At 61.6% G+C, this 20863-nt stretch carries 28 protein-coding genes; 18 read left to right on the top strand and 10 right to left on the bottom strand.

Annotated elements, in window-relative coordinates:
- Positions 1–40: 40 nt before the first annotated feature.
- The gene (locus tag NKJ58_RS07695) at positions 41–1444 is read right to left on the bottom strand and encodes an aminopeptidase P family N-terminal domain-containing protein (protein WP_352518635.1); all 1404 of its coding nucleotides are present in this window, start codon (positions 1442–1444) and stop codon (positions 41–43) included.
- A gap of 124 nt (positions 1445–1568) precedes the next feature.
- On the opposite strand from NKJ58_RS07695, the gene ilvA reads away from it, so the two are divergent.
- From ilvA to NKJ58_RS07680, 3 genes are all read left to right on the top strand, one after another.
- Entirely contained in the window at positions 1569–2825 is a 1257-nt protein-coding gene (gene ilvA / locus NKJ58_RS07690) for a threonine ammonia-lyase IlvA (RefSeq protein ID WP_023715803.1), read from the top strand.
- Positions 2822–3400 carry a DUF1697 domain-containing protein gene (locus NKJ58_RS07685; protein WP_023713253.1) on the top strand — a complete coding sequence of 193 codons (579 nt, stop codon included), beginning with the start codon at positions 2822–2824 and terminating at the stop codon, positions 3398–3400. Before ilvA ends, NKJ58_RS07685 begins: the two co-directional genes overlap by 4 nt.
- A 145-nt stretch (positions 3401–3545) precedes the next feature.
- Entirely contained in the window at positions 3546–4250 is a 705-nt protein-coding gene (locus NKJ58_RS07680; RefSeq protein WP_352518634.1) for an outer membrane protein, read from the top strand.
- Positions 4251–4355: 105 nt separating this feature from the next.
- Here the strand turns inward: NKJ58_RS07680 and NKJ58_RS07675 are convergent, their stop codons facing one another.
- Both NKJ58_RS07675 and NKJ58_RS07670 read right to left on the bottom strand, forming a co-directional pair.
- Positions 4356–4649, bottom strand: coding sequence for a DUF2218 domain-containing protein (locus tag NKJ58_RS07675; protein WP_023681521.1), 294 nt, complete (start codon positions 4647–4649; stop codon positions 4356–4358).
- 133 nt (positions 4650–4782) lie between these two features.
- Positions 4783–5223 carry a VOC family protein gene (locus NKJ58_RS07670; protein ID WP_352518633.1) on the bottom strand — a complete coding sequence of 147 codons (441 nt, stop codon included), beginning with the start codon at positions 5221–5223 and terminating at the stop codon, positions 4783–4785.
- Positions 5224–5579: 356 nt separating this feature from the next.
- On the opposite strand from NKJ58_RS07670, the gene NKJ58_RS07665 reads away from it, so the two are divergent.
- The 6 genes from NKJ58_RS07665 (at position 5580) to NKJ58_RS07640 (ending at position 8993) form a co-directional block, all read left to right on the top strand.
- Complete coding sequence (locus NKJ58_RS07665; protein WP_031193130.1) at positions 5580–6176, top strand: cold-shock protein; 597 nt, start codon at positions 5580–5582, stop codon at positions 6174–6176.
- Positions 6177–6289: 113 nt separating this feature from the next.
- A complete protein-coding gene (locus NKJ58_RS07660) occupies positions 6290–6862 on the top strand; it encodes a DUF192 domain-containing protein (RefSeq protein ID WP_352518632.1) in 573 nt (190 codons plus the stop codon).
- 10 nt (positions 6863–6872) lie between these two features.
- A complete protein-coding gene (locus tag NKJ58_RS07655) occupies positions 6873–7640 on the top strand; it encodes an alpha/beta fold hydrolase (protein ID WP_352852919.1) in 768 nt (255 codons plus the stop codon).
- A gap of 101 nt (positions 7641–7741) precedes the next feature.
- Positions 7742–8068 carry a hypothetical protein gene (locus tag NKJ58_RS07650; RefSeq protein WP_352852918.1) on the top strand — a complete coding sequence of 109 codons (327 nt, stop codon included), beginning with the start codon at positions 7742–7744 and terminating at the stop codon, positions 8066–8068.
- A gap of 70 nt (positions 8069–8138) precedes the next feature.
- Positions 8139–8453, top strand: coding sequence for a hypothetical protein (locus NKJ58_RS07645; RefSeq protein WP_352852917.1), 315 nt, complete (start codon positions 8139–8141; stop codon positions 8451–8453).
- Positions 8454–8492: 39 nt separating this feature from the next.
- Complete coding sequence (locus NKJ58_RS07640; RefSeq protein ID WP_352852916.1) at positions 8493–8993, top strand: GNAT family N-acetyltransferase; 501 nt, start codon at positions 8493–8495, stop codon at positions 8991–8993.
- Here NKJ58_RS07640 and NKJ58_RS07635 read toward each other — a convergent pair.
- On the bottom strand, positions 8990–9604 hold the full coding sequence (locus NKJ58_RS07635) for an HD domain-containing protein (RefSeq protein WP_352852915.1): 615 nt from the start codon (positions 9602–9604) through the stop codon (positions 8990–8992). The two genes, NKJ58_RS07640 and NKJ58_RS07635, sit on opposite strands and share 4 nt — an antisense overlap.
- Positions 9605–9737: 133 nt before the next feature.
- Between NKJ58_RS07635 and cysE the strand changes: the two genes are divergently transcribed.
- Both cysE and NKJ58_RS07625 read left to right on the top strand, forming a co-directional pair.
- Entirely contained in the window at positions 9738–10586 is an 849-nt protein-coding gene (cysE, locus tag NKJ58_RS07630; RefSeq protein ID WP_023667506.1) for a serine O-acetyltransferase, read from the top strand.
- Positions 10587–10842: 256 nt separating this feature from the next.
- Entirely contained in the window at positions 10843–11046 is a 204-nt protein-coding gene (locus NKJ58_RS07625; protein WP_006200852.1) for a DUF3126 family protein, read from the top strand.
- A 289-nt stretch (positions 11047–11335) separates the two neighbouring features.
- Here the strand turns inward: NKJ58_RS07625 and NKJ58_RS07620 are convergent, their stop codons facing one another.
- Entirely contained in the window at positions 11336–12061 is a 726-nt protein-coding gene (locus NKJ58_RS07620) for a hypothetical protein (protein ID WP_023805266.1), read from the bottom strand.
- A gap of 110 nt (positions 12062–12171) precedes the next feature.
- Between NKJ58_RS07620 and NKJ58_RS07615 the strand changes: the two genes are divergently transcribed.
- Both NKJ58_RS07615 and NKJ58_RS07610 read left to right on the top strand, forming a co-directional pair.
- Positions 12172–12540, top strand: coding sequence for a DUF6949 family protein (locus tag NKJ58_RS07615; protein ID WP_023805265.1), 369 nt, complete (start codon positions 12172–12174; stop codon positions 12538–12540).
- Positions 12541–12625: 85 nt separating this feature from the next.
- Positions 12626–13153 carry a gamma carbonic anhydrase family protein gene (locus tag NKJ58_RS07610; protein WP_023805264.1) on the top strand — a complete coding sequence of 176 codons (528 nt, stop codon included), beginning with the start codon at positions 12626–12628 and terminating at the stop codon, positions 13151–13153.
- Between the two features lie 43 nt (positions 13154–13196).
- Here the strand turns inward: NKJ58_RS07610 and NKJ58_RS07605 are convergent, their stop codons facing one another.
- Positions 13197–13754, bottom strand: a complete 558-nt coding sequence (locus NKJ58_RS07605; protein ID WP_245262623.1) for an ankyrin repeat domain-containing protein — start codon at positions 13752–13754, stop codon at positions 13197–13199.
- 174 nt (positions 13755–13928) lie between these two features.
- Here NKJ58_RS07605 and NKJ58_RS07600 point away from each other — a divergent pair, with 174 nt between their 5' ends.
- Entirely contained in the window at positions 13929–14210 is a 282-nt protein-coding gene (locus tag NKJ58_RS07600; RefSeq protein WP_032905114.1) for an HNH endonuclease, read from the top strand.
- Positions 14211–14294: 84 nt separating this feature from the next.
- Entirely contained in the window at positions 14295–14954 is a 660-nt protein-coding gene (locus NKJ58_RS07595) for a DUF2726 domain-containing protein (protein WP_050587444.1), read from the top strand.
- Positions 14955–15142: 188 nt separating this feature from the next.
- Here the strand turns inward: NKJ58_RS07595 and NKJ58_RS07590 are convergent, their stop codons facing one another.
- From NKJ58_RS07590 to NKJ58_RS07575, 4 genes are all read right to left on the bottom strand, one after another.
- Positions 15143–15751: a transglutaminase-like cysteine peptidase gene (locus NKJ58_RS07590; protein WP_023681509.1), complete on the bottom strand. Its 609-nt coding sequence runs from the start codon at positions 15749–15751 to the stop codon at positions 15143–15145.
- Positions 15752–16039: 288 nt separating this feature from the next.
- Complete coding sequence (locus NKJ58_RS07585) at positions 16040–16657, bottom strand: PilZ domain-containing protein (RefSeq protein ID WP_023667501.1); 618 nt, start codon at positions 16655–16657, stop codon at positions 16040–16042.
- A 124-nt stretch (positions 16658–16781) separates the two neighbouring features.
- Positions 16782–17420 carry a PAS domain-containing protein gene (locus NKJ58_RS07580; RefSeq protein ID WP_023681508.1) on the bottom strand — a complete coding sequence of 213 codons (639 nt, stop codon included), beginning with the start codon at positions 17418–17420 and terminating at the stop codon, positions 16782–16784.
- Between the two features lie 118 nt (positions 17421–17538).
- Entirely contained in the window at positions 17539–17778 is a 240-nt protein-coding gene (locus NKJ58_RS07575) for a hypothetical protein (RefSeq protein ID WP_155927147.1), read from the bottom strand.
- A gap of 42 nt (positions 17779–17820) precedes the next feature.
- Between NKJ58_RS07575 and NKJ58_RS07570 the strand changes: the two genes are divergently transcribed.
- The 3 genes from NKJ58_RS07570 to gatB all read left to right on the top strand — a co-directional run bounded on the left by NKJ58_RS07570 (position 17821) and on the right by gatB (position 20860).
- Positions 17821–18588 carry a rhomboid family intramembrane serine protease gene (locus NKJ58_RS07570; RefSeq protein WP_023706620.1) on the top strand — a complete coding sequence of 256 codons (768 nt, stop codon included), beginning with the start codon at positions 17821–17823 and terminating at the stop codon, positions 18586–18588.
- A 138-nt stretch (positions 18589–18726) separates the two neighbouring features.
- Positions 18727–19158 (top strand): CBS domain-containing protein, encoded by a 432-nt coding sequence (locus NKJ58_RS07565; protein ID WP_023667498.1) that lies wholly within the window; start codon positions 18727–18729, stop codon positions 19156–19158.
- Between the two features lie 202 nt (positions 19159–19360).
- Positions 19361–20860: an Asp-tRNA(Asn)/Glu-tRNA(Gln) amidotransferase subunit GatB gene (gatB, locus tag NKJ58_RS07560; protein ID WP_023688375.1), complete on the top strand. Its 1500-nt coding sequence runs from the start codon at positions 19361–19363 to the stop codon at positions 20858–20860.
- The last annotated feature ends 3 nt before the right edge of the window (positions 20861–20863 follow it).

The raw sequence follows: 20863 nt of genomic DNA, 5'->3' as shown, positions 1-20863 counted from the left end.
AGAGTGCGGCAGAAGTAAGTCGTGTCCAGCCGAAATGTGGTCAGCGTCGGGCCACAGCCATCGCACTGTTGCGCGAAAGCCAGAATGGCGGCAGGAACGCCGGAATGTTGGAGAAGGGCAATACCTCGGGTTTGAGCCTGATGCCCAGCACGTCGCGCATGAAGGCGCGGCGCGCCTCGATGCGGCGCCATGCCTCGGGATAGCGGGCCGCGATCTCCTCGCGCAGGGACTCATCGGCAAGCGCGATACCGTCTTCGATGTTGGTGGTGAAATAGCTGGTTCCGGTCGCCGGAATGATGTCGACCTGCAGCGCCATGCCCGATTGCAGCTTGATGTCCGAGCCGGAAAACACCGGCGAATGCATCCATTCGTCGATGTGGACGAGATGGCCGGGATTGAGCGAGACGCCGAAGAACGGGTCGCCTATGCGGTCGTGCACGGCTTTCCACAGCACGCCGCCGGCAACGCCGATGCCGATGGTCTCGTACCAGTCGACGACGGCGGCGAAATAGGGCGCGACCAGCTTGTCGACATAATCGTCTATCTCGCGCGGCAGTTCCGCGGCGCTCTCGACCAGGAAGCCAGCGCGGGCGTTGAGCGAGCCCTGGATGCCATAGGCCATGGTGACGGGATCGCCGCGCTTGATGATGTCGAGGCGCGGGCTAGGCAAGCCGTAGGGCGCACGCCTGCCGGCGGACAGCATCGGGTGGCAGCACAGGGGCAGGCCGTTGATCCCCATCAGCCGCGTGGCCTGCAATTCGCTCATGCCGGGCTCGATACTCCCAAGCACGTTGCGCAGGCCCTGCGAGGAGAAGGCGGCGGCGAATTCGAAGGCCGCCAACTGGTCGGCCTCGTTGATGGCGCGTAAGCCGTCGGATGGGTTCATCAGAAGATTGGCGGCGTTCACCACCGCGCCTCTGTCGCCGGCCAGTGTGCGCAGCGTATCGGCGATGAAGGACGGCAGGTCGAGCGTCGTCTCGCCAAAACCGCCATCGCCGGGGCCGAACGGCTTCCAGCCGATGGCGCCGATCTTCTGGCCGGCCTTCAGGCCGCAGGCGGCAAGCGTGTCGGATAGAGAGGCCGAGCGGTCGCGTGGCTGCGCCGGCAGCGAGAAGGTCTGGTAGAGGACGCGCTCGTAAGGCCCGTCGCAGATTTCGGCATAGCCCCAACCCTCATTGCCGACGAGAAGTTTTGGCTGGCTGCCGGGAACGATGACCAGCAGCGTCTCCTCGAAACGCGGATCGTAACCACTGAGATAGGCGACATTGGCCGCGTGCTCGCGGTCGCCATAGACGGCAAAGGCGTCGAGCCCGGCCTCGGCGCCGCGCGCCAGCAGAGCCTCGATGCGCGCTTCGTAGGTCCGCCGCTGAACCAGCGGCATCACTGTTGGTTCGCCGAATTCAGGAAGGTCTACGGTCTTCAGGGCGACAGCCGAAACAGGCATGAAGATGGCTCCAATGGATTTCCTGCTGGCGCGTCAAAGCGGCCGCGCCGCATCGGTGGCTGCAAACGGCGAATTGTGCAATAGGCTTCGCCTTCGAACCATTCGATCCAGAGGTGACGGCGCCATGAACAGTTTCTCCTCCCGTGTCGCCACCGCCGCAGCCGCGATCCGCGAGATCTTTCCCGAAACGCCGCTGCAGGAAAACGACTATCTGTCGAAGAAGACGGGGGCTCGGGTGCTGTTGAAGCGCGAGGATCTTTCGCCCGTGCGCTCCTACAAGATCCGCGGCGCCTTCAACTTTTTCCGCAAGGCGCTTGCCGCCGGCAATGAGGCCGAGCTGTTCGTCTGCGCCTCCGCCGGCAACCATGCGCAAGGCTTTGCCTTCGTCTGCCGCCATTTCGGCAAAAAAGGCGTGGTGTTCATGCCGGTGACGACGCCGCAGCAAAAGATCGACAAGACGCGGCTGTTCGGCGGCGATTTCGTCGAGATCAGGCTGGTCGGCGACTTCTTCGACGACTGCTACCGCGCCGCCTTCGAATTCACCGAAAGTTCCGGCGCGCATATGGTGCCGCCCTTCGACCACAAGGATATTATCGAGGGGCAGGCGACGGTCGCCTATGAGATCGCCGACCAGATGCCAGGCGCGCGCATGCCCGACATCATCATGCTGCCGGTCGGCGGCGGTGGCCTGGCCGCGGGGGTGACGCACTATTTCGCCGATCAGCAACGTGACGCGCGCTACGTCTTTTGCGAACCGGCCGGTGCGCCGAGCCTGCATCAGAGCCTCGCCAGCGGCAAGCGCGTCCGGCTCGCCAATGTCGACAATTTCGTCGACGGCGCGGCGGTGGCCGAGATCGGCCGCGAGCCGTTGCGCCACCTCAAGGAGTTCGCCGCTCAGGCGGTGCGGCTGATCCCTGAGAACCGGCTCTGCGCCACCATGATCGAGATGCTCAACATCGAAGGTGTGGTGCTGGAGCCGGCCGGTGCCTTGGCGATCGACGCGTTGAAGGATTTTTCGCGCAAGGAAATCCGCGGCAAGACCATCGTCGCGGTGGTGTCGGGCGGCAATTTCGATTTCGAGCGGCTGCCCGACGTGAAGGAGCGGGCGCTGCGCTTCGAGGGGCTGAAGAAATACTTCATCATCCGCTTTCCGCAGCGGCCGGGCGCGCTGCGCGACTTCCTCGAACTGCTCGGTCCCGACGATGATATCGCCCGCTTCGAATATCTGAAGAAATCGGCACGCAATTTCGGCTCTGTGCTTATCGGCATCGAAACCAAAGACCGGCGTAACTTCGATCTGCTGAGGGCAAATTTCGAGGCCGAGGGCGTGCACTATCAGGACATCACCGACAACGAGACCCTGGCCGGGTTCATCATATGAGCGGTACAGCCTGCCACCCGAAGCTCGAAGAGCGAAGGGTGGTCTTCGTCGCGCTGTTTTCCGGCATCAACGTCGGCGGCAACCGCATCGTCAAGATGGCGGAGTTGCGAGCGTTTTTTGAAGAGTTCGGTTTCTCGGACGTCGCCAGCTATGTACAGAGCGGCAATGTCGTGTTCCGGGCCAGGAAGGGCGACGCCGCCACGCTGACGAAACAGATCGAAGCCGCTTTCGAGAAGAAATGGGGCTTTCATTCGCGCATCATGGTGCGCGATCTCTCCTGGTTCGAACGGTTGGTGAAGGAGAATCCGTATCCGGAAGTCGCCGGCGATCCGACCAAGCTTCACGCCTACACGCTGGAGCGCCAGCCGACGGCGGACGAGATCGCCAGGCTTGCCGAAAAATGCACCGGCCCGGAAAGCTTTGAGGTCAAGGGCGACGTGCTCTACCTCAAGGCGCCGGACGGGCTCGGCAAATCGGTGTTCGCCGGGCTGATCCCGCGCATGCTGAAAGTGCCGGGCACCGCGCGCAACTGGCGCTCGGTGCTGGCGCTGCTGCAGATAGCGCGTTCGCTTTGAACCGCTTCTGCGTTGCGGTCGCGATGCTAATTAAGCCTCGGCTAAACAGTTGTTTTTCTGCAACAATTTTCGATTATCCGGCCTGGGCAGCTTAATGAATACTGCATGTCTGTGCTATGCTCTTTCCGACACATTGGGGAGTTTCGTGAAACGTCTGCTTCTGGCATTCACTTTCCTGATTTCGGCTTGCGGCGCGACGTTCGCCGCCGACGTGGTTGAGACCGTACCGGCAGGGTTTGTCTGGTCGGGTGGCTATGTCGGCATCAACGCCGGCTATGCCTGGGGACGCGGTGACGCGGTCGACCAGACGGATTCCTTCTTCGACGAGGAGCTTGGTCAGACCCATGACGTCGATACCGACGGCTTCCTCGGCGGCGTTCAGGCCGGTTACAACTGGCAGTCCGGAGCATTCGTCTATGGCGTCGAAGCCGATCTGGGCTATCTCAGCATCGAGGGCGACAGGACTATCGTCGAAGAGCCCGACAATTTCGGATCGGCGAAACTGGGCGTCTATGGCGATCTGACGGCCCGCCTAGGCTACGCCACCGACAGGCTGCTGATCTACGCCAAGGGCGGGGCGGCGGCGACTCACTACAAATTGAGTTATGGCGATACTTTCGATTTTGACGGGGTGCCCGATCCGGACAGCAGCGCATCGAGGAGCGGAGGCCGCTTCGGCTACACGATCGGTGGCGGTGTCGAATGGGCCTTCGCCGACAAATGGACCACGAAGCTGGAATACCAGTACTTCGACTTCGGCAAGGTCCGTTTGACAGATATCGAGGGCAACGACGCAAAGGTGAAGATCGACGCCCATACGATCAAGATCGGCCTGAACTACAAGTTCTGAGCGATCCGTTGTTCCGACGGTTCAGATGGCGTCGCAACCAAGTGACGCCATAACGTTGTCCGGGGCTGGCAGCTTCCGGCGTTCGGCGTTGCGGCTGACAGCAGATCAGGTCGCCGGAGCCTGCTTCCACTCGAAAGTCAGCTCCTCGCGGAAGGCAAAGCGCTTGATGTGATCGGCAACGACGCTCTCCATGCGCTCCAGCGATCCGCTTTCATCCGTCGACACCGTGATATGCAGCGCTGCCGCATCGGCATCGAGAACCGTGCGGCCGAGCGACAGATCGATGGTGCCGTGGTTCGGATCGAACTCGACGGGAAATTTGTGCGCCCAGTGCTTGCACAGCTGCTGCAAATAGCGGCTGGCATATGCGGTGGTGACATCGGCACGGCTGGTCGGCATGAACGAATTCTCCTGGATGAGGCACTGGCTTTGCTTGGCTGGCGCGACAGGCAGGTAAATAGGTGCCGTTGGTCGAAATGGCAAAGGCGGCCGGCTTGTCGGCGCGGCCGCCTCGCTCAAGATGGCGTGATCGCTACCAGGTGCCGGTGTTCGGCATCGATGCCCACGGCTCGGCCTTGGGTTTGGCCGGGCCCTTCTGCAGCAGTTCGAAGGAGATGCCGTCCGGCGACTTGACGAAGGCCATGTTGCCGTCGCGCGGCGGCCGGTTGATGACGACGCCATTGTCCATCAGATGCTGACATGTGGCGTAGATGTCGTCGACCTCATAGGCGAGATGGCCGAAATTGCGGCCGCCCTTGTACTCCTCCGGATCCCAATTGTAGGTCAGTTCGACCAGCGGCGCCTTCTCAGTGATGCCGCTTTCTACATCCTCGGAGGCGGCGAGGAAGATCAGCGTGAAGCGGCCCTGCTCGTTTTCGTAGCGGCGCACTTCCTTAAGGCCGAGCTTGTTGCAGTAGAAATCGAGCGAGACATCGACGTCGGCGACACGGACCATTGTGTGGAGGTAGCGCATGGGATTTCCTCGGGGATGTTTGGGTTGCGAGGCAACATAAGGTCCACCCCGCCGAAGGGCAACGAGCATCGGACTGAAAGTGGTCACCGGTTTTGGAAAAATCAGATGGCTCTGACAAAAGCGCCGGACACAAGTGGTTGCCGATTGCGGCGAAATCCCTTGCAAATTGCCGACCGGTTGACCGCCTTGATGGATCGTCATTGCTGTCGGCAGCGACGCCGGCAAACAACAAGTCAGCTATTCCTGTATTCAACCGCGAAAAAAGGCACGGCAGGTCTTGCACACCCCGGAAGCGGCGGTGTTAATCTAATGTCAAGAATCACTTGCGGTTTTCTTGAAAAAAAGGGGGCGTTCTTATGGGGGATAAGGCCTCTTTCACGAGGCGGGATGAGAACCTTGACGACGCCCTGAAGAGTGACAGTGGCGGCGATAGCGCCGACCTTGTCGAAATCGCCGGCGCCATCAAATGGTTCGACGTGGCCAAGGGCTACGGTTTCATACTTCCCGATGACGGTTCTTCGGGCGACATCCTCCTCCATGTCACCTGCCTTCGAAAGGACGGTTTTCAGACTGCATTGGAGGGCGCGCGTGTCGTGTGCCTTGTCAAGCACGGCGACCGTGGTTTGCAGGCGTTCCGGGTGCTGTCCATGGACACCACTACGGCGGTCCATCCGGCCGAGATGCAGGAACAGCGCACCCATGTGGCGGTGACGCCGGAAAGCGGGCTCGAGCGGGCGCTGGTTAAGTGGTTCAACCGCACCAAGGGCTTCGGCTTTCTGACGCGCGGGGAGGGCACCGAGGATATCTTCGTCCATATGGAGACGCTGCGCCGCTATGGCATCACCGAGCTCAGGCCCGGACAGGTCGTGCTGGTGCGTTTCGGACGCGGTGACAAGGGCCTCATGGCTGCCGAGATTCACCCCGATATGGGCACCTTGCCGGTCGCGCATTAGGACGCGAGCCTTCCTGAGGAAGTCAGGACGGCGTTTTTCTTGGTTTCACCACGATCTTATCCGAATACCTGAGACCACTTTTAGGGATCATGGTCTTTGGTCGAGGATTTCCAATGGCGTACAGGAACTGGCTGACAGCGGGCGCGCTCTGCGTCATCGTTGCGGTAGCCGCAGGCGCTTACTTCTATTCCGGGCAGCCGACCGCATCCCAGCAGACGATCGCCGGCGGTCAGGCGATGATCCTTCCCGTCGATCCGACACCCTTGGTCGTGGCGACGAAAGGCGGCGATAAATCCTTTTCGATCGAAGTCGCCGACACCGACTCGGAACGCGAGGCCGGCCTGATGTATCGCCAGGATATGGCCGACAATCATGGCATGCTGTTCGTCTTCGAGATGCAGAAGCAGGTCGGCTTCTGGATGCACAACACGCCGATGCCGCTCGACCTGATCTTTGTTGGACAGGACGGCAAGGTCCGGGCGGTCAAGCACGGCACTCCAATGTCCGATGCAGTCATCTCGCCGGGTGTGCCAGTGCGCTTCGTGCTGGAGCTCAAGGCCGGCACCGCCGCCAAAAACGGCATCGACCATGGCGATCTGCTGCGCCATCCGGCCGTCGGCACGGTGTCCGGCCCCGGCATGCCGCCATCGGACAACGGCAACGCGCCCACGCCCGGCGCCGGCTGAGCCGCTCCCGATGCAATTCTTCTCCCATGACGGGTTCGACTTCGCCTTCCTCGACCGCCGGCCGGCGTCGGGGGCGGGCGATCCGGTGCTGATGATCCACGGCTTTGCCTCCAGCCACTATGTCAACTGGGTATCGCCCGGCTGGTTCAAGACGCTGAACGATGCCGGCTATCGCGCCATCGCCTTCGACAATCGCGGCCACGGCTCGTCGTCGAAAAGCTATGACGAGGCCGACTACACCCCGGCCAAAATGGCTTCGGACGCGGCGGCCCTGCTCGACCATCTTGGCATCGGCCGCGCGCATGTCATGGGCTATTCGATGGGCGCGCGCATTTCGGCGTTCCTGGCGCTGTCGGATCCGGACAAGGTGGCGACGCTGGTCTTCGGCGGGCTCGGGATCGGCATGGTCGACGGGGTCGGCGACTGGGATCCGATCGCCGAGGCGCTGCTGGCCGACGATCCGGCCGCCACCAGCCATCCGCGCGGTCGCTCCTTTCGCGCCTTTGCCGATCAGACGCGCAGCGACCGCCGGGCATTGGCTGCCTGCATCGCCACGTCGCGCGAACTGCTCAGCGAACACGACATGACGCGCATCGCCCAACCGACGCTGATTGCGGTCGGGACGACAGACGATATCGGCGGCTCGCCCGACGAGCTCGCCGCGCTGATGCCGAATGCCAAGTCATTTCACATCGACGGCCGCGACCATATGCTGGCTGTGGGCGACAAGACCTTCAAGCAGCGGGTTTTGGAGTTTTATGCCGAAAATCCGCTTTAACCGGTAAGCGATTTTCGGGCGATATGGATTGGGCGGCCGGCGAGGGGTGGCAAACAATGGCACAATGGGGAAGAAGCGCCGACGCTCTGCCGGGCTCCGTCGTGACAAGCAAGTTCGGCAAGCGTTCCGTCATCCTGGCGCTGCTCGCCTTCGGTGCCGGTGTGATAGCGCTGACCACAATGGTGGCGCTGCCGACCCACGCATCCGAGCGTGCCCAGAACATCGCCACGGGTTTCTTCATGGCGGTTTTCCTGCTGGCAGGGCCGTTGGCGCATATTGCCGGATTGATTTTCGGGCTGATGGCGCTGGTGCGTTCGAACGATAGCCGCGCGCTTGGGGTCGTCGGCATCCTGCTCAACGGCGGCTCCCTGGCGGTTGGCTTCCTGCTGCTTGTGGCAATGGCATCGACGATAGGCGCTTTCACCTGATCGGGGACGAGTAATGGCCGGATGGGGAAGAAGCACGATAGCAATGCCCGGCGTGGTGGGGCGGAGCAGCTTGGGCAAACGCTCGGTGATCCTGGCCCTGCTGGCGTTCGCAATGGATTTTGCGGCGGTGGTCACGCTGGCGTTGATGCCAGGCGAGGCGTCGCTGGCCGCTCAAAACGTCCTCGGCGGGGTTTTTCTGGTGGTGTTTCTCGTTGCGGCGCCGCTGGCGCACATCACCGGCGTGGTTTTTGGCTTGATGGCACTGGGACGTTCAAACGACAATCGTGTCCTCGGCATCGTCGGTATCATCCTCAACGGGCTGTCGTTGGTGACCGGCCTGTTCTTTGTTTGGGCGGCGACCAAGTCCGTTGGCGCCTTCAGGTGATCGATCTTCGTCTGGCTTGCAGCCGGAGGCGGTGCCGCTTTGGTTGACCTTCTCGTCACCTATATGGACATGCGCCCGCGCGATTTGGCGCCTGCACGCGTCAGCCCTGCAGCAGCGACCACGGTGGCGCTGGAAAGGCTGGACAGCGCCGCTTACATCGACCTCTACCGCGCTGTCGGCGAGCCGGTGCAGTGGGACCAGCGGCTGCGCATGCCGGCGGAAGACCTCGAGCGCCTGCTGGCGCTGCCCTCGACACATGTCCATGTGCTGCGCGTCGAGGGCGAAGCGGCTGGTCTGTGCGAATTCAACGGCGTCGGCCAGCCTGAGGTCGAGCTGGTTCATTTCGGGCTGGCTCCCGCCTTCCAGGGTCGCAGGCTCGGCCCGTTCCTGCTCGACCAGGCGCTTCGCGCCATCTGGTCGCGGGCGCCGCAAAGGGTCTGGCTTCATACCGACACATACGACCATCCGGCCGCGCAATCGGTCTACAGGCGCGCCGGTTTCAAAGCCTATGCGCAGCGCATGGAGACATTTCCGGATTAGGATTTGAGCGTTTCTAGAGACCGCGCCAGGTTTTGCCTGGCCTGGGGCTCGAACCTGTGGCGGAATTCCTGCGTGTGAAAAATATGCTGGCGCGCGAGGAAAGTCTTGAGAATCGCGCCGCGGCCGGCGCGCCACATAGGCTCCTCGACCCAGCCATGTTCGCGTCGGACCGCTTGTTCATAGGCGTCGAAAGCGTCGGCTGACGCACCCAGTATCGCCAGGTCCATGTCGAGGAAAAGCGCTGCGTCGCGCAGGGAGTTCTGATCGGCAAGGCCCCGTGGTTGAAGGCTGGGCAGTTCATGCGTGGCAGTGGCGACGATCATCGCCGCGATGCGGCCGAGGCGCTCCGGATCGGTGCGGGCGGCAAGTTTGTCCTGCGCAAGTGCTGCACTCCTGGCCTCGTTGTCCTTGGCGCGGCTGTCATATATGGCGTCATGGAACCAGATTGCGGCTTCGACGGCGCCGGAATCATGCAGCGATGCTCGATATTCGTCCGCCAGCGCCAGCAACGCCTCGATATGGGCGAGGTTGTGATAGTGGCGATCCGGAGCTTGATAGAGCGCGGAGAGCGCGCGTTTCAGCGGAGCGTCGATCAAGGGTTCGTTTTCCATGGCGGCTTGAATTTCCGTGAACCAAATCCATTTCACCGAGCACTAAGGAAAATTGAGTTCAATCGTGCTATGATCTGGCTTATATGTGCCGCCGGAGAATAGGCAAGCGGCCAGGACGCAGGACAAGACGTCGATGAACAGCATCAGCATTTCCCGCCCCACAATGGTCCAGCCGGTCGATCCGATCTGGCGTTCGGTCCGCGACGAGGCGATGGAAGCGGTCAACCGCGACCCGCTTCTGGCGGCGTTCCTCTATTCGACCATCCTCAACCAGGAGAGCCTGGAGGAAGCTGTCATCCATCGGCTCGCCGAGCGGCTCGCGCATCAGGACATCGGCTCCGACCTCATCCGCCAGACGTTCAAGTCGATGCTGGCCGACGACAAGGAATGGTCGTCGATCGTGCGTGTCGACATCCAGGCCTATTACGACCGCGATCCGGCCTGCGACCGCTTCATCATGCCGGTGCTCTATTTCAAGGGTTTCCATGCGATCCAGACGCACAGGCTGGCCCATTGGCTGTGGAATCAGGGCCGCAAGGATTTCGCGCTCTATCTGCAGAGCCGCTCGTCCTCGGTGTTCCAGACCGACATCAACCCGGCCGCTCGCATCGGCAAGGGCATCTTCATCGACCACGCCACCGGCCTCGTCGTGGGCGAGACGGCGGTGATCGAGGACGATGTGTCGATCCTCCATGGCGTGACGCTGGGCGGCACCGGCAAAGCCGGCGGCGACCGTCACCCCAAGATCCGTTACGGCGTGCTGATCGGCGCCGGCGCCAAGATTCTCGGCAATATCGAGATCGGCCATTGCTCGAAGATCGCGGCAGGCTCGGTCGTGCTGTCGCCGGTGCCGCACAACAAGACGGTTGCCGGCGTACCGGCCCGCGTCGTCGGCGAGACCGGCTGCGACCAGCCTTCGCGGCAGATGGACCAGCTTTTGCCGTCGCAGTCGATGGATCAGGTCGTCAGCTTCGACATCTGATTTGCAACACCCGGCGCGCCGGACTGAAGTCCGGTTGCCGGCGCCATTGCCTCTGGAGCATGATGCCGAAAAGTGTGAGGCGGTTTTCGGACGACATCATGCTCTACCTCCTTGATTTAGAGGCGGATTTGGATTCGACCTGAAATCATCCGGCCCCAGGGTTCGCGTTCTATCCAGCCGGCTTGCCTTTACATCGCCATTGTCGACGTGCCAGAAGCGCGTTCCAACGAGCAAGCCCGACGATCGGAGAAGACTTTTGAAGCCGGACGAAATCAGAAAGCTGGACGCCTATTTCAAGCGCGTCTTCCAGAATCCCAAACTCGAGGTGAAGGCGCGGCCGCGCAAGGAAGATTCCGCCGAGGTCTATGTCGGCGACGAGTTCCTCGGCATCGTCTTCAAGGATGAGGATGACGGCGACTACAATTTCTCGATGGCGATCCTCGACATCGATCTGGCCTGATCGCGGAACTGGGGATCGGAGTTGCCTATCTCCAACGAAGTGGGGAGATGAAGAGCAAGCCTCGGCGATCCTTCCCACCCCCCTCTGTCCTGCCGGACATCTCCCCCGCAAGGGGGGAGATCGGCAGTTCCTCGGCTCTTCTTCTGCAACCTCGATAATTGGCGAAAGCAGTGATGGGGGCGTAATCTCCCCCCTTGCGAGGGAGATGTCCGGCAGGACAGAGGGGGGTGCTGTCCCGCCAACGTTCGTAAACTTCTGCGCCGCTTCGCTTCGCCCGAACAGAGGCAGGCTAGCGCCCCGTCTTCAGGACGCGCGTGGCCTCGGCGACGATAGCGGCGTCAAGCGCCGGCCAGTTGCCCAGCAACTCCCGGGGAAAGCGGTAGGTCAGGCTGAGGCTGTCGCCGACCTGGATGTCGCGCTCGCAGGGCGCCAGCGATTCCTCAGCGCTCGGTCCGCTCAGGCAGCGGGCGACGAACGGGTCCTTGCCGGCCCGGCCGGCGACCGCGAGCACCTCGTTGAGATAGCCTGATTTTTCCGTAAAACCGTAAATCGTCGTGCCGCCGGGGCCGGGCGCGCCGGGCTGGCTGATGAGCGCGCTATAGATCGGCGCGAAACGGCCGCTCATGTCGCGCGACATCATCTGCGGTTCAAACGACAGGAAGATGATGTTTTTGGCGGCCCCCGTGTGGTTGAAATCGTCGCGGGCGGCTTCGCTGTAGCCGTCCATCTGGGGATAGCGCAGATAGAGGTCGAGGCGCGAAGCGATGCCGTCGCGCCGCGCCTGCAGGAAGCGGATGGCGTTGGCCGGCACGGCAATGACATTGTTGCCGATCACTACCCTGTGGACCGTGATGTCGTCGGTGTAGCCGGCCATGGCGATCGAGCGGCCGAACCATTTTCCGCCAAGGCTGATCGCCAGCGACAGCAGCGCCAGTGCGGCAAAAGCATAGAACACCCGCTTCATCAGCACGGAATCGACGACGTTGAACTCTTCTGCGGTCGCTGCCTGCTTCATCGCAATCCCCATAGTCGCCGCCCTCTGTCCCTGGGCGGCACACATGCCGCGGCATGGCTCTTGCTGCGCTGGACGCGACTGTGCGATTTCATGGTAAACGGAAGGTAAAGATGAGCCTGCTGCTACCCGTTCTCTTCGCTTTTGCCGTCGGGCTCACCGCCTGCGGGCTCGCTGGGTCCGTGATGGTACTGGCGGCGGGCCGCCGGCTTGCCTTTGCCGAGCCTTATGTGTCGCCGGCGTACATCCTGCGCTCGCTGGCCACGACCGCTTGCGCCGGGCCGTTCATGCTCGCCAACGATGCGCTCGATGCGCGGCGCGAAGGCCGCATTTCCACGCTCATGCTGATGTCCTGCGGCTGCACGGTGATCGCCTGGGCGCTGGTGCTGGGCATCGTGCTGATCGCCATTGCCTCCTGGGGCATCAACTCTCCTGGTGCGCTTCTGCTTTTGGTGGAATCGCTGGCGCGGTATTTGCCTTGAGGCAAATGCGGGAGAAAACCGGCACGCGGTTTTCCTCGGATTGTTCTAGGGTTTGTCCCGGCCTGCGACGAATCGGAGACTGCAAATGCCGACCTACGCAATCGACGGAAAAGCGCCCCGTTTCGAGGATGCCGACAGCAACTGGATCGCGCCCGATGCGACGTTGATCGGCGACATCAGCGTCGGCCGCAATGCCGGCTTCTGGTTTGGCGTGGTCATCCGCGGCGACAACGAGGCGATCATCATCGGCGCCGACAGCAATGTCCAGGAACACACGGTGATGCACACCGATCCCGGTTTTTCCCTGACGATCGGGCAGGGCTGCACGATCGGCCACCGCGCCTTGCTGCATGGCTGCACGATCGGCGACAACAGCCTGATCGGCATGGGCGTCATAGTCCTCAACGGCGCCAGGATCGGCAAGAATTGCCTGGTCGGCGCCGGCGCGCTGGTCACCGAAGGCAAGGAGTTCCCCGACAATTGCCTGATCGTCGGCTCGCCCGCGCGGGTGATCAGGACGCTGGACGACGCCGCGGTCGCCAGGCTGCGCGCCTCGGCCGCGCACTACGTCGCGAACGGCAAGCGCTTCAAGGCGGGGCTGAAAGAGACGTAAGGCCAGCCGGCCAATCTTGTCCCGACGGTTCATTGCGCCCAACTCACTGTCCGTCGGAGCCGCGCCCGGCCATCGCATCGCGCAACAATGAAGCGCCGTCCTCAAAGCCGGCATTGTCGGCTTCCTTGAGGGCTGTCGTATAGTCATCAATGCGGGTTTCGAGTGCCGGGTCGGCACCCACCGCCAAAAGCAGGCGGATCGCATCGACACTGCGGATGGCCACAGCATAGTGAAGCGGCGTCCAGTCGTTCACGCCCCGCATGTCGGGGTCGGCGCCACCGTTGACCAGCACCTGGGCGATTTCCAGTCTGTCGGTTCGGTCGGTGGACAGAGCAGCAATGATTGCCGGAAACCCGCCATGATCCGGATAATTCGGATTCGACCGGCATCGAGCAAGGTCAAGATGAACCCGACGGGGCTTCAATAGATCGCATACTCCAGCGGGTGCCCGAGGCCGATCTCGAACGGCATGTGCTCGTCGAACCAGCGGGGCGTGCCGCAATGCCACGCCGAGCCCCGCGAAATCGCCGGTCTTGAAGGCACCGTCGATCGCCTCGAACAGGCGATGGCGCTCGCAGTGATCTTCGGGGATTTCCAACATCGCCGCGATCCAGAAGGCGAAACTAACGGCCTATAGTGCCTCGATCTCCTGCGTGGAAAGGCGGTCGTTAGATGCGCTTGGCGGGGGCGATAGGGAGGTGTCGACTGTGCACGGTCCCTTACAAGAGACGGATTGACGTTTGGCCGCTGCCATAGTTCCCTGTTGCGGGGGGATATGACGGATCTAAGAAACCTTCAGTATCGTGCGTGGGTGCGCCGACATTTGGCTAAGAGCCAAGGCGGGAAATGTTGCTATTGCAAGCGCCAGTTCACGAAGAGCGGCTCGACCCGTTTCACCATTGAACACAAGAAAGCTCGAATGGACGGCGGCTCTGACGATCTGAGCAACCTTGCAGCCGCTTGCTTCCATTGCAATCAACATCGCGGCCTACAAAAGAACCGTGCCCGGCAAAAAGCGCAGCGACAAGTTCAAACTGACCCCACTACCCAAAATTGACATCGCTGGCCCCTTGGCCGCTTATTGTTGCAACTGGAACTAGGCCGTCAATGAATAATCTAGTCGTGGAGGTAGCTTACTTGCATGCCACCGGATTACGTTGAGCTAATCGCGAAACCTCTTCTGCCAACCGCTATTTTCCTTGCGGGCGTTTTCGCTGGCATGGCCCTAGAGCGTTTCGTGTCAAGAATTCGAAGGCAGGCATGGAGGAAGAGAAACCGCTGGCGGTGGGCGAGAGAGCGCAGTAGTGGTGACATCCTTAGTGGCCTGTGGACCGCCTCGAAGCCTGTTTCCGCGCCACCGAAACCAATTGATCCAGCTGACCAGTTGCGAATTGTCATGGATGCGAACTTCACCGTTCAACCGCTTCTCAACAAGAGTGAAGCGCGCGTCTTCAAGGAACTCGACCGTATGGTTATTGGCTGTAATCCAGCATGGCAGGTTATGGCACAAGTGTCTTTGGGGGAGATCCTGCGCAGCAAGGACGCGGACGCCTACAGCTGTATCAACTCGAAACGCGTTGACCTCCTCCTTGTGGACGAGAATTGTTTGCCTCGACATGCCTTGGAATACCAAGGTCACGCGCATCATCAGGGTTCGGCTGCGGCGCGTGATGCGGTTAAGAGGGAAGCCTTGCGAATAGCGGGTATCAGTTACCACGAGATCGTCGGTGGCCACACTACACCTTCCGAACTCAAGCGGCTGGTTGAGAAACTCGTGGACAAGCCCCTAGCAGCTCAATAGCTGGCCTGTGCCAGCTTCGGGAGCTTGGCTGATCTTCTAGCCATCCTCCAGAAATGGTGGAGCCGGCCCGGGGACGGGGCCGGCTCCTTAAAACCCGGTCGTTGGGGACGGGGAGGGTGGGGACTCGACCGGGCTTTCTCGTTAGGCACGTCGCATTATTCGATGTGCTTGACCTCTGTGATGGCGTCCTAGCGGACGCTGGCAACCGCGTCGGCGCGACCGTCATTGATCGTCACCCACACGCCGGAATTCTGGTCGGACTGGCGCTTCAGGTATGTATAGTCGGTGTCGGTCCAGGACAGCACCTTGGACTCCAGATTGTCGAGGATGAACTCGCCGAGGCTGGTGCGCACGGTCAGCACCGCGTGGCCGTCGCCATTTTGTTGGCGCGCCACGGTCATCAAGAGATTGCCGGCGGGAACGCCGAGCGCCATCAATTCGCGGCGCTTCTCCAGCGCATAGTCCTCGCAGTCGCCGAAGCCGCTGTCGGGATAGGACCAGACCTCTTCCTTACCCCACATTTCCATATCGGTGCGCGGCACGATCCGGGTGTTGACCGAATTGTTGACGTCGACGATCGCCGCCCACAGCTTGCGGGTCAGTTCGACCGGTGCCTGCTTCGGCGTGCGCTGAGCGCACTCCTGCGGCAGCTTCTGGCAGAATTCGTAGTGACCGACCGGCTGTGTCGTGCGGCCGCCAGTGTGCATGTAGGCCGGTCCTGCTGCTTGCGCCGTTCCCCAAGCGGAAAGCTGCATCGCCATTGCCAAGAGCAACAGCTTGCCCCAAATCTTCGCCATTGGTCAGTCTCCCCGTTTGAGGAGACAATGACAGCGCTGGATTTATTTGACGCAAAAACCCGAAGTAGACATTGAGTAAAAGCTCAATAGAATACGCGTAAAATTTGACCTATTTTAAAATAAAATCGTTCAGGTCTCGGCGTAAAACCGCGGTGTCGGGGCGCGGATTTCCGGGTGGAGCCGTGGATTTGCTGCGTGCCGCTACAAGCTGGAGAGGCAGGCGGAACGCCGGCAACAAAAAACCGGCCGCGCAGGGCCGGTTCGTTTTTGCTGCCTGTTGCCGATCGTTCAGGCGCGCGGGGCGTTGAACTCGGAATCGAGCGTTTCCGGGCGTTGGATGACGGCGAATTCGATGGCGACGCCATCCTCGAAATGACGCACCACCTGGCCACGCATGGTGCCTAGCATCACCTGGATGCCGAGCGCCGGCTTGACGTCGATCTCGACCGCCGCGCCCGATAGCGACAGGTCGATGATGCGGCACTGATACTGGCGCCCATCGGTGAGCTGCAGCACGCTTGTCGGGTTGCGCGGCGCCACGCGTTCGTGGCGACGGTCTTCCGGCAGGTCGAGTTCATGCTTGTTGGCGAGCCAGGTCAACTGCGCGGCAAGCTTGTCCTTCTTGCGATCCGAGGCAATGACGGTCATGGCGAAGCCGTCCTGCGAGGTGCGCGTCACCACGCCCTCGATGCGGCCGATATGATCGATATAGGCAATGATTTTTTCGCCCGGCATGCCGACGCGCTCGGTGCGCAACGCGACATTGCCCGGTGACATATCGACGACCTGGCAAGGGTGTTCGGTGCGGTCCTCCAGCATGAAGCGCCCGTAGATCTTGACCCGGACGCGCTGAAAGTTACGCCTTTCGGCGCGGGACGGTGCGTATTCGACCGCCGCTGACCTCATGACTGCCTACACCCCGTTGGCATTCCCGCGTCGTGCGTGGAATCTCGGCCAAAACTACAGCCAAGCAGGTTAACAAAGGAGAAAAGTGGGTCGCCGATAGTTAAGATTAGCGCCGGCTTGGAGACTATTGCTCGCGCCCGCCGTCGAACACGACGAGGTGGCGGATACGGCGCGACCGACCGAGCGCCGAGATGGTCTCCGCCGCTTCGAGTTCGGTGGGAGCCAGCGAAGGAACGGATATTTCCGGACGGTTTTTCAGGAACATCGGTTCCTTGTCGGGAGCGATGACGCGGATGGCGTCGATCAGCGCGTCGGTGATCGGGTCGGCGCCCAGCCAGAACGGCTTTTCCACGGCGCTGATGACGCCGAGGCAGCGCGGGTTCTCGACGCCGCCATCGAGCGGCAGCGCAAGCAGTTCGAAGTGGTTGGACCGGCCGCTGCGGCTGAACCCCTCGTAAGTGATCAGCACAACGGATTTCTGCTCGAAAACGCCATGAATGAGGCGCGACACCAGCCGCTGGTCCTTGTCACGCCAAAGCGAGGGGAACGAAAATCCCTTGAGCTCGCGGCCGTAGCCGGCGCAAAGCCTGGTGCCGGCGAGCCGGAACACCGCTTCGCCGCGCGTATCCCTTTCCAGGATGAAGGTGTCGGCCAAAAGCGCCTTGATGTCGGCCGGTTCGACTTCCGAACGCTTTGGGGCAGGACGTCCATGACGCAGGCGATTCCAATAATGGAACAGCGCGATTGATCCGTTCTGGTTCATGCTATTAAACTCCGCGCATTCTGCCGTCTGATGGTCCCATCGGTGAACAGAAAGGGCGCCCTCCGATGACCTACATGCGTTCCGGAGCAGGATGCGTGCCAGCGTCGTTAAGACTTGTTCACGGGTCGGGGGCGTTAAGGTTAACAAGTGGTTTACGTTGCGCGCGCAGGCTTGCCATGGCACACCAAAACCACTCCAGAAGCGGTCGTTTCGCGACGACCAACAGCACTTCGGTCAATAGTTTTAGGGGAGCAGGGGGCTCGACCAGCCGTTCAAGGGAAACCTTGGACGGCTTCTTTTTGATTCGCGGTTTGTGATTCGCGCTTTGTGATTCGTAGTTTGTGATTTGTCCGGGCATGGCCTAGATGCTCGCGACACGCAAATCCCTGGATCAGAGCATATGAGCGAACCGGCCGGCCCCCTGGAGACCGAACAGACCGCGGAGGCGCCGCCGCCGCGCCGCGAGCCGGTGTTCAACCTGCCACCGGCGGTGCTGGCGGTGATCGGCATCTGCGTTGCCGTCTTCCTGCTGCAGCAATATGTGCTGACCGAAGAGCAGCAGATAACATTGCTCACCGACGGCGCCTTCATTCCGGTCCTCTACACCGGCCAATACGGTTTCGACTGGTTCCTTTTCACCCGTCCTTTCACCTATGCCTTCATGCATGGTGGCGTTGCCCACATTGCCATCAACATGGTTGCGCTGGCCGCCTTCGGGTCGCCGCTGGCCAACCGTCTCGGCTGGTTCTGGTTCGCCTTGTTTTTCGCCGCCACCGGGCTGGCCGCGGTGGTGCTGTTCTGGGCGGTCCATCCATACGGCGAAGCACCGCTGGTCGGCGCTTCCGGGGCGATATCGGGCATGATGGGTGCGGCGGCTCGCTTCGGGTTCCGTACCGACCGCTCCTCCGGCAGGGCGGCCTTTGCCGGTCCCGTGCTGCCGATCGCAGTCGTTTTGCGCATGCGCGGCGTCGTCAATTTTCTCGGCGCCTGGATGGTCATCAATCTCGCCACCGGCCTTTACGGTCTCGGGCTCGGAGAACCCGGCCAGATCGCCTGGGAAGCGCACATTGGCGGCCTCGTCGCAGGCTTCTTCGGATTGCGCTGGTTCGACCGGCGCTGGCGGGCGCCTGAATGGGAGATCCCCGACGACCAGCGCACCCCCCACTAGCGCACTCTATTGGCGCACCCCACTGGCACACCCCACTGGCACACTTGAAAAGCAACCGATCACGGCGCACGATGTTCACTCTTATGTGAAGCCGGTCAGGGCGGGAGCTGGCTAGCCAAGCAGGAGGAGGAGGACGCCATGACGGTTAAGGCAATTCTCGAGAGAAAAGGCCATGACGTGTTCACGCTCGGGCCGAATGTAAAGCTCAGCGAAGCCATTCGAATCCTGGCCGACCACAAGATCGGTGCACTGGTCATCACCAACGGCGATCGCAAGATCGTCGGCATCCTTTCCGAGCGTGACATCGTGCGGGTCGTTGCCAGGGAAGGCGCTGCCGCACTTGATATAACGGTACGCTCGGCGATGACGCCGAAAGTGAAGATCTGCAACGAGAACCACACGGTCAACGAGGTGATGGAGATCATGACCAAAGGCCGTTTCCGCCATCTGCCGGTGGAAAAGGATGGGCTGCTCGACGGGATCGTGTCGATCGGCGACGTGGTCAAGCGCCGCATCGAGGATGTCGAGCGCGAGGCCGACGAAATCAGGGCCTATATCGCAACGGCCTGACCTGACGAAGAAACCGCCGTCCGAATACCGGCCGGCGGCGTTCATTCTATCGGTTGCCGAGCGGCCGAAAGGGGCTGAAAAGGCCAGCCCACTGCTCTGCGCTGCTTTGGGCGCTTGTCTCGCGAAGCGGTTTGCACTAGCGAAGACCGATACCCAAATTCGCGAAAATCGCAGTTTTCGCGAGCCAAAAGCGCAGGCCACCATGACCCTTATCGATACCCGCACGCCCGATGCCAAACGTTTTATTCCCGGCGCTACCGGCGATTGGGAGATCATCATCGGCCTCGAGGTCCATGCGCAGGTAACCTCGGAAGCAAAGCTGTTTTCCGGGGCGTCGACGACTTTCGGCGCGGCGCCCAACGCCAATGTCAGCCTGGTCGACGCGGCCATGCCCGGCATGCTGCCGGTCATCAATGAGGAATGCGTTAAGCAGGCGATCCGCACCGGCCTCGGATTGAAGGCGCAGATCAACCACAAGTCGGTTTTCGACCGGAAAAACTATTTCTATCCCGACCTGCCGCAGGGCTACCAGATATCGCAGTTCAAGCAGCCGATCGTTGGCGAAGGCACGATCGTCATTTCGGTCGGTCCCGACCGGCAGGGCGAGTTCGAGGATATCGAGATCGGCATCGAGCGCCTGCACCTGGAGCAGGACGCCGGCAAGTCGATGCACGATCAGCATCCCACCATGTCCTATGTCGATCTCAACCGCTCCGGCGTGGCGCTGATGGAGATTGTCTCCAAGCCCGACATGCGCTCCGCCGACGAGGCCAAGGCGTATGTCACCAAGCTGCGCACCATCGTGCGCTATCTCGGCACTTGCGACGGCAACATGGACGAAGGTTCGATGCGCGCCGACGTCAACGTCTCCGTTCGCAAGCCCGGCGGCGAATTCGGTACGCGCTGTGAGATCAAGAACGTCAACTCGATCCGCTTCATCGGCCAGGCCATCGAGTTCGAGGCGCGCCGCCAGATCGCCATCCTCGAGGATGGCGGCAAGATCGACCAGGAAACCAGGCTGTTCGACGCCGTCAAAGGCGAGACGCGCTCGATGCGCAGCAAGGAAGAGGCGCATGACTACCGCTACTTCCCCGATCCCGACCTTTTGCCGCTGGAGTTCGACCAGGCCTATGTCGACGCGCTGGCCAAGGAGTTGCCGGAACTGCCCGACGACAAGAAGGCGCGCCTGATCTCCTCACTTGGCCTGTCGACATACGACGCCTCGATCCTGGTGTCGGAAAAGCCGATCGCCGACTATTTCGAGCAGGTGGCCTCGGGCCGCGACGGCAAGCTTGCCGCCAACTGGGTCATCAATGACCTGCTCGGCCAGCTTAACAAGGCCGGCAAGGGCATTGAAAATGCTCCTGTAACACCGGAGCAGCTCGGTGCCGTGATCGACCTGATCAAGGAAGGCACCATCTCCGGCAAGATCGCCAAGGATCTGTTCGAGATCGTCTGGAACGAGGGCGGCGATCCGCGCCAGTTGGTCGAAAGCCGCGGCATGAAGCAGGTCACCGACACCGGCGCCATCGAGAAAGCGGTCGACGAGGTGATCGCCGCCAACCCCGACAAGGTCGAGCAGGCTCGCGCCAAGCCGACCATGGCCGGCTGGTTCGTCGGCCAGGTGATGAAAGCCACCGGCGGCAAGGCCAACCCGCAGGCGGTCAACGATCTGGTCAAGGCCAAGCTCGGTATCGAATAGAAC

This window comes from Mesorhizobium sp. M0139 (genome assembly GCF_040322455.1).
Taxonomy (GTDB): Bacteria; Pseudomonadota; Alphaproteobacteria; order Rhizobiales; family Rhizobiaceae; genus Mesorhizobium.
Note: the sequence above shows the minus strand (reverse complement) of the source record. Positions and strands in the feature narration are given on the sequence as shown.